6 protein-coding genes and 1 pseudogene are annotated in these 8012 nt (G+C 70.3%); 4 read left to right on the top strand and 3 right to left on the bottom strand.

Going from position 1 to position 8012, the window contains the following annotated elements:
* Together ACFTZL_RS36790 and ACFTZL_RS36785 are read left to right on the top strand one after the other, a co-directional pair.
* Positions 1-1753: RNase A-like domain-containing protein (locus ACFTZL_RS36790; protein ID WP_382592301.1), on the top strand; the 1753-nt coding region annotated here is incomplete at its 5' end.
* A gap of 6 nt (positions 1754-1759) precedes the next feature.
* Positions 1760-2392, top strand: a complete 633-nt coding sequence (locus ACFTZL_RS36785) for a hypothetical protein (protein WP_382592298.1) — start codon at positions 1760-1762, stop codon at positions 2390-2392.
* 203 nt (positions 2393-2595) lie between these two features.
* On the opposite strand, the gene ACFTZL_RS36780 is transcribed toward ACFTZL_RS36785, so the two are convergent.
* From ACFTZL_RS36780 to ACFTZL_RS36770, 3 genes are all read right to left on the bottom strand, one after another.
* Positions 2596-2775 (bottom strand): hypothetical protein, encoded by a 180-nt coding sequence (locus tag ACFTZL_RS36780; protein ID WP_382592295.1) that lies wholly within the window; start codon positions 2773-2775, stop codon positions 2596-2598.
* Between the two features lie 34 nt (positions 2776-2809).
* The gene (locus tag ACFTZL_RS36775) at positions 2810-4063 is read right to left on the bottom strand and encodes an SLC13 family permease (protein WP_382592292.1); all 1254 of its coding nucleotides are present in this window, start codon (positions 4061-4063) and stop codon (positions 2810-2812) included.
* 103 nt (positions 4064-4166) lie between these two features.
* Positions 4167-5288: a PrpF domain-containing protein gene (locus ACFTZL_RS36770; protein WP_382592289.1), complete on the bottom strand. Its 1122-nt coding sequence runs from the start codon at positions 5286-5288 to the stop codon at positions 4167-4169.
* A 170-nt stretch (positions 5289-5458) separates the two neighbouring features.
* Here ACFTZL_RS36770 and ACFTZL_RS36765 point away from each other — a divergent pair, with 170 nt between their 5' ends.
* Together ACFTZL_RS36765 and ACFTZL_RS36760 are read left to right on the top strand one after the other, a co-directional pair.
* Positions 5459-6412 (top strand): LysR family transcriptional regulator, encoded by a 954-nt coding sequence (locus ACFTZL_RS36765; protein WP_382592287.1) that lies wholly within the window; start codon positions 5459-5461, stop codon positions 6410-6412.
* Between the two features lie 432 nt (positions 6413-6844).
* Positions 6845-8012, top strand: a pseudogene (locus ACFTZL_RS36760) (protein phosphatase); the annotation flags it as partial.

The following is an 8012-nucleotide window of genomic DNA, read 5'->3' as shown; positions in this document are numbered from 1 at the left end:
CCTCGGCTACGCCGCCGACGCCGCCCTGGCCGCGTCCAAGGCCAGCCAGTCACTGGCCCGCTCGATCGAGTACCAGCGCCAGGCCGCCGAGGACGCGGCCGCCGCCGACCGGGCAGCCGGCCGCGCCGAGGGCCACGCCAAGGACGCCCGCGACGCCGCTGACCAGGCCGCCCTCGACGCGGCAGCCGCCCGCGCGGCAGCCTCGGAGGCCGAGCAGGCCGCCAAGGACGCCCGCGACGCAGCCGAGCGCGCCGACGCCGCCGCGACCGAGGCCGAGGAAGCGGCCAAGGACGCCCAGAAGTACGCGGACTCGGCCCAGCAGGCGGCCGACCAGGCCGGCCGCGAGGACGCGAACAAGCAGGTGCAGGCGGGCGCGGGCACCGGGGTCGGCGGGGTCTTCTCCGTCATCGACGACCTCAAGCAGAAGGGAGACCCGCAGCGTCTGCCCGACGACTGCTCGCGCCTTCCGTGCGACCTGGTGTACAAGGTCACGTTCGACGCTGTCGTCAGCTACTACGTCTGCGCCAACCCGGACGTGCCCGCCACCGAGTCCGGCTGCCCCGCCGAGGACACGTTCTTCCTCACCACGAAGACGTTCCCGGGCCTGACCAAGACGGTCAAGGTCTCCTCCTGGGAGGCGACCAAGAACCTGTGGAAGGGCCTCTACGAGTCGATCATCGGCGACTTCACCGGCTGCTACCACAAGCTGAACGGTGATGGCTCGGGCAGCTACGGCGACTGCGCCTGGGCCGCGTCCAACTTCATCCCGGGCAAGACCTTCGACCTGCTCGCCGACGCGATCCGTGCCCTGAACACCGCCCTGCGCCGCGGGGACGGTGTCGCCGACGCGCTGAAGTCGCTGAAGGAACTGGACGTCGACCCGGAGACCCTCGCCGACATCGAGCGGACGGTGGACAGGTTCGACGAGGCGCGGACGGCCTGCAGGACCAACAGCTTCCCCGGCGGAACCGAAGTGGTCCTCGCCGACGGCAGCCGCAAGCCGATCCGGGAGGTGCGGTTCGGCGACCTGCTCCTGGCCACCGACCCCGGCACCGGAACCACACGGGGAGAGGCGGTCACCCGCACGTTCTCCCACACCACCGAGGACCTGCTGGACATCACCCTGGCGGACGGGGGAAGCCTCACCAGTACACCGGGTCACCAGGTCTTCGTCGTCGGCCGCGGCTGGACTCTCGCCTCCGACCTGCGCACCGGCGACCGCCTGCGCACGCCGGACGGCACCCTCCACACGGTCACCGCACTGCGCGACCGGGACGAGCCGAAGCCCCGGACTGTGTACGACCTGACCGTGTCCGGCCTGCACACGTTCTACGCCGTGGCGGACGACACGCCGGTCCTGGTCCACAACTGCAACGACCTCATCGCCGACGAAGGCCAGTTCCCCGGCCAGGCTCACATTCTTCAGAAGCATGTGGACCAGGACCAGGCCGAAGCGCTCGCGATGGCCCACGCCGACGGTGAGAAAGTCAGTGTGTTCATCGACCTGCAGACGGCACAGCAGGTCGTGGACTACGCGGTCGTCAACAAGGCAGGGGAGATCGCAAGGTGGCTTCGTGGCTCGGAACAGAAAAAGACGTTGACCGGTACGTTCGGAGCGAGAAACTCTCTCGGCTGGGTCGCCCATCCGGACGGAAGGACGGTCACCCAAGCCGGAAACCGGTACACCCTCGTCCTGAAACGGGCCCCAGGCCATAAGAGTGGCTTCTACGTCTACACCGGGCACCCAGGGTGACATGTGATGGAGCGACACACGGAGTTCATGTTCGGCGTCCCGTGGATCATGGAATTCTTCCACCAGGACTGGAAGCTCGACGCCTCGACGCCGGCAGAAGCGGTGGCCGACGAGTTCGTGGAGGAACTTGAGCCGGCAGCCGTGCTGTCGGTGCGGCGTGACGCCCGGCTGCTCCTCGACAATCTCACCTCCGCCCAGATCAAGGCGTTGTGGAAGGGGGGCGCGGACGCGACGGAGTCCTTCTTCCAGCGCCATGTCGGGGAAGGCGACGAGTGGATGCGGCAGGTGATCGGGGTGTGCGATGCGTGGCTGTCCCGCCGCGCGGACACCCCGGCTCTCTCCGACGCCGACCGGTACGGGGGTGTGGAGCTGGCCGGTGACGTCCTCGCGGAAGTGCACGAGTTCAGGAGCGTCCTGGACACGGAGGTGACGGATGCACTGGCCGAGTGCGCCCGCAGCTGCACTCCCGATCTCGCCCTCAGGCTGCTCCTGCGAGCTCTGCCCAAGAAGAGTGCCTCGTTGTCCCCGGAGTACCTGTATCTGTCCGAGGAGCAGTACGCGAGGCTGGAGGCACTGGGGAACGCGTTCCACTACGGGGAGTACGTCGTGAGCGACATCAAGTACCTCGTGGACACGTAGGCCGACACCCGGCTCGCATCGCTCGGCCCGCGCCTTTCTACCAAGGGCGCGGGCCGCCTTCGTTGTCAGTATGGCGACCATCTTGCCGATCATGTTCGCGGTGGTCTCGTGGCCGGCGGCGACCAGGAGACCCATACCCGTGCCGACGAGTTCGGCGTCGCTCAGTCCCTCGCCCTCCGCACGGCTCTCCTCGATCAGCATGCTCAGCACGTGGCCGCGAGGAGGTCGCTCATGTAGGCCAGGAAGGCGGTGTGGGCGGCCTTGGTCTCGTCCTTGGTGTAGCGGTCGACGTTCAGGAAGGCGTCGGACCAGTAGGAGAAGCGGTCCCGGTCGCCAGCGCAGGTGTCAAAAAACAGGACGGATGAGGGGGCTCCCGTGCGCACCCTCGAATCCGGACCTGGGCCGCCCGTGGCGCAGCTACGACCAGGGCAGGACCAGCGCGCCCCAGGCGACGATGGGCCCGAGGGCGACGATCCCGCCGGTGTAGCTGATGACCTGGCGGTAGAAGCGGCGGGGGTCCACTCCGCGGGCGTTGCTGAGGACGAGTGCGCCGTTGGTGGAGAAGGGCGAGGTGTCGACGATCGTCGTGGAGACGGCGAGAGCGGCGATCAATCCGGCGGCGCTGAGGTGGCTGGAGAGCAGCAGTGGTACGGCGATCGGGATGATCGCGGTGAGGATCGCGGTGGAGGACGCGAAGGCGGACGTGATGGCCACGGTGAAGCACAGCAGCAGGGCGACGGCGACCGGTGCGCCCAGGCCCGCCGCGTGCTCGGAGATGTTCTCGATGATGCCGGCCTTCTCCAGCATGGCGATGTAGGTCATCATGCCCGCGACCAGCAGCAGGGTGGACCAGCTCACGCCGTCCACGGCCTTCTCCTGTCGCTTCATGTCCACCAGGGCCAGCAGGGCACCGGCCGCCAGGGCCAGGAAGCCGATCTCCAGATGGAAGCCGAGAGCGCCGACCACGAGCGCCACCAGGCACGCGAGGGTGAGCCACTGGCGCCAGTCGGGCCTGCCGGACACGGTGAGCTTCTCGTCCTCGGCCGCTTCCTCGGAACCCTCGGCCAGCGGGGCGGGGCGCTTGGCGAGCAGCACGTAGGTGAGCGCCGAGAGCACCAGGTTGATCAGGAAGCTGGCGCTGAACAGCGTCACCGCGGAGACCTGCAGTTCGGTCTTGTCGACCAGGCCGAGCACCAGCGCACCGGAGACGGCCAGCGGGGAGAACGCGCCCGCGTGTCCGCCGCTGATCACCATCATGCCGACGACCAACGGGTTGAGCTTGTAGCGGTAGGCGAAGTTCATGCCGATCGGCGCGAGGATCGCGACCGCGGCAGGAGTGAAGGTGCCGAACGCCGTCAGCAGAGCGGCCACCAGGAACAGCACCCAGGGGATGAGCGCGACCTTGCCGCGCACCAGCCGTACCCCGGCCGCGACGAGCCAGTCGATGGTGCCGTTGCGGCGGGCGACGGAGAAGAGGTAGGTGACCCCGACGATGGTGACGAAGAGCTTCGCCGGGAACCCCTCGAAGATCTCGTCCTCGGTGAGGCCGAGGGAGGCGGTGCCGACGGCGAAGGTGGCGACGAAGGCCAGGATGCCCAGGTTGATCGGCAGCACCGTGCCGACCACGAACATCACCAGCAGCGCGCCTATGGAGATCACTTCAGCAGACATCTTTGTCCTTGGTGCGATGGGGAGGGGCGCGCCCCAAGGGCGCGAGGGTATCCCGGTGCGGACGGCTGGGGGACCGGCCGACCGAGGTGATGTCCGTCCCGGTTCAGGCGGCTTGCGTGCGGCCTGTCTCCGGGACGTAGATACGGGCGTCGGCGAGCAGCCGTGCCGCGCGTTGCACGGTGACCCGCCGCGGCAGGCCGTCCTCTACGTCGGTGCAGCGGACCGCGACGATGCCGGCGGGTGTGCCGAGACGCAGCCATTCCTCGGTCGGGCCGCCTGCGGTTCGGCAGACCACTGAGTCCTCGACGAGTCCGGCTGCCGCGACGGCGACGGCGGAGGTCAGGCCGATCGCGGGGTGCGGGGCGTTCATGCTGAGCATGCGCACCGAGATGTCGTAATCCTCGGCCGCGATCTGCTCCCCGAGAGTGGTGGTGTACGGCACCGGCGGGCCCACCAGGCCAACTTTGGGCACCGCGTCGCCCGGTTCTTCGCCCGGCTCGAGCAGCCCCATCAGCGGTGCGGCGGTATGACGCACGGTGCGCAGCCAGGGCACGTCCGTGCCCATCCGCTCCAGTGGCTCGGCGCCCGTGCGTCCGGTGCCGAGGGCGTCGATGAGGACGACGGGTGCTCCGGCGTCCACCATGCTCACCCGCACCGGCTCGGCAGCAGCGACCGGCAGGTCCTGCGCGGCCTGCCCGGTGGGGAGCAGTAAACCCGTGGTGCCGCCGGCCGGATCGCGGAAGGTGAGGCCGACGGCGACCCCGCCGGCGCGGGTGCCGGGTACGGTCTGGCGGCCGAAGTGGTTCACGACGCCACCGGTGGTGTCCACGAGCCCTTCGAGGACCGCGCCGGTGTTGGTATTGCGCATCACCACACGGGTCCGGTCACCGGTGATCGCCACCATGCCCTTTGCGACCGCGTACAGCGCGACCCCCGTGGCGCAGTTGCCGCAGTTGCTCGTCCACTCGACCGAGCCCGTGCCGATGCCTACCTGGGCGAAGAGATAGTCCACGTCCACGCCCGGTTCGGGGGAGGCGCCCACAACAGCCGCCTTGGAGGTGGTGGGGGTCGCCCCGCCCACGCCGTCCAGTTCCACGGGGTCGGTGGCGCCGTACGCGGAGACCAGCAGCTTCTCCAGTTCGCCACGGTCGGCGGGGACGTCGACCTGGTTGAACAGCCAGCACTTGCTGGTGCCGCCACGCACCAGGGTCGCGGGAGTGTGCACGTCTGAGCTCTTCCTTGATCAACGAGGGGGAGGGAAGGGCCGAGGCGGTGGTTACGGGCGCATTGCGGGCCGGTGAACCGCTCGGCGATTGCGGAGACCTTCGCAGAGGCGTGACTTGGGAACAATCGCAGTTCGCTTCACATGGGTTTAGCTCAGCTAAAGTCGCAGGCATGCTGAACGTGCGCCGACTGCTGCTGCTCACCGAGGCCACCGAACGCGGGTCCCTCACCGCCGCGGCGGACGCGCTGGGCATGACCACCTCTGCCGCCTCCCAGCAGATGTCCCTGCTGGAGCAGGAGGCCGGACAGCCCCTTGTCGAGCGGCTGCCGCGCGGGATCCGGCCCACCCCGGCGGGTGCCGCGCTGGCCGAGCGAGGTCGCGCGATCCGCCGTGAACTGCGCGCAGCGCAAGCCGACTTGGACTCCTTCACGGCCCTCGACCAGGGCACTTTGCGACTGGGTTCCTTCCCCACGGCCAGCGCGTCCCTGTTGCCGCTCGCACTCACCCGCTTCCGACGTCGGCACACCGGCATCCGCATCGAGGTACGGGCCGGGGTCCTCGCCGAGCTCCGGGAAATGCTGCACACGGGCGAGGTGGAGCAGGGGCTGCTCTGGGACTACGAGTGGAATCGCCTCGACGATCCGGCGCTCTCCCTCACCCACCTCCTGGACGACCCCACGGTGCTGGTCGTCCCCGCCGACTCACCCCTGCGCAGCCATTCCTCCGTGCGGCTCGGCGACCTCGCCGACCAGGAGTGGATCATCCGCGCAGACAACCATCCCGTCGCCGACGTCCTGCGCCGAAGCTGTCGCCAGGCGGGCTTCGAGCCGCGCATCGCCTACTCCTCGCACGACTACCAGGAGGCACAGGCCATGGTCGCCGCCGGGCTCGGCATCGCCCTCGCGCCCCGACTGGCCCTCACCAGCCGCCGCAGCGACGTACGCCTCCTGCCCTTCGCCTCCGACGTACCGGCCCCCACCCGCCGCATCCTCCTCGCCCGGGCCACGGCCCGCCCCGCCACCCCACCCGCCCAGGCGATGGCCGGCGTCCTGCGCACGGTGGCGCAGCGGTTCACCGCGCCCGGCCTGCACCGGGCCCAGCTCGGTGCGGTACGTCGCGGCTGAGGAAACGGAGCGGTGTGACGGCGACTCGGTCGATGACCGGTGCGTACGGGGAACGATCGACTCGCCGAAGCCGCTGATGCTGTCTCGTGGAGGCTGCCGCCGACCCGATCCGCGATCCGTTCCCAGCCGCCCGCCGCGCCGCTGTCGTCGACGCAGTCCAGTGCCTCCTTCTCGCGACACGCTGAGCCGTAGAGCCGAGAGCAGGAGACGCGGGTCTGCCTGTGTCCGCCTCCGTGGAACCGGTCGGATTCGGCTGGTGGCCTCGGCCGCCGGTGAAATCAGGCTTTGCCGTGGAGTCGCCAGATCGGGCTGCGTGCCGCCTGCCCTGACGGGCCAAGCGAATCGTGACTCATGTCCGCAATGCCCGTATCCTCATCAATGCACGATTCTTTCCGATGAGCGGATTCATCGCAGGCGCAGGTGAGGCGAAGCGTGGTTCGGTCCGGCGAGGAACCCAAGCCGGCGGGGCGTGCGACTGACGGCACGGGGCCCGCCCGCCCTCGCGAGCGGTTTCTCCAGGGCGAGTCCGTCGAGACGGGCGTACGGCCGTCCATCCTGAACTCGTGGCAGCGCTCACGGTCCCTGGGCCTGTCCCCGGACGAGTCCGACCTCCCCTACCGGGAGGACTTCGACCCGGGGGGCCGTATCGTCCGCGCGGCCGTTCCCGTGCTCGACCGGCTGCAGTCCACCTTCTCCGGCAGCAAGGTCAACATCTCGGTCGCGGACGCGAACGGGACGGTCCTGCTGCGCCGCTTCGGGGATCCGGCGATGGCCAGGGACCTGCCGGCGATCCAGCGGGTCCCCGGGTTCGTGTTCGCCGAGCAGGTCGCCGGCACGAACGGGATCGGTCTGGCCCTCGCGGAGCGGCAGCTCATCCGCGTCCACGGTGCCGAGCACTTCGCGGAACGCGCCCAGCAGAGCGCCTGCGTCGCGCTTCCCGTCCGTGATCCGCTCAGCGGGCGCATCGAGGGCGTCCTGTGCTTCGGCTATCCGCGCGGTTTCGACCGCCCCTCGCTGGCCGCGGCGATCCGCCGGGCGGCCGAGGCCATCGAGCGGCGGCTGCTGGGGCAGAGCTCCGCGCACGAGCGCGCGCTGCTGCGGGCGTACCTCGCCACCGGGGCCGCGGCCGCCGACCTGGGCGGCGGCATGGCGAGGGGTGCGCCGGCCGACGCATTCCACCCTCGTGACCAGGAGATTCTGAGGGAGAAGGCCGCCGAGCTGATCTCCCGTGCGCAGTGGGCCGCCGTCGACGTGCTCCTGCCCGACGGCCGGCGGGTGACGCTCGTGAGTCGCCCGATGACGAGTGCGTCCGGCGTACAGGGCGTCGCCATCGAGGCGGTGCTGCCCGGCGCACCGGCGAGAGGGTCTCTCCTCCTCCCGCATCAGGTCGACGAGCTGCCGGGCCTGGCCGCCGTCCCGGCCGCCGCGCTGACCGCCCGGCCGTCGATCGCTCTCCCGTCCGGGCACCCCGCTGCCGGGCCCGGCCCGGTCCTCGCGGCCGACGGCGGGCCGGGAACCGCGGCTCCCGGCGAGGCCGTCACGGCCGACGGCGAACGCGGCACCGCCGGGCTCGGCGGGACCGCCACGGCCGGACCGGGCG

The sequence above is a fragment of the Streptomyces sp. NPDC056948 genome (genome assembly GCF_042674225.1).
In the GTDB taxonomy this organism is placed as follows: Bacteria; Actinomycetota; Actinomycetes; order Streptomycetales; family Streptomycetaceae; genus Streptomyces; species Streptomyces purpurascens.
This window is presented reverse-complemented; position numbering and strand designations above follow the sequence as displayed.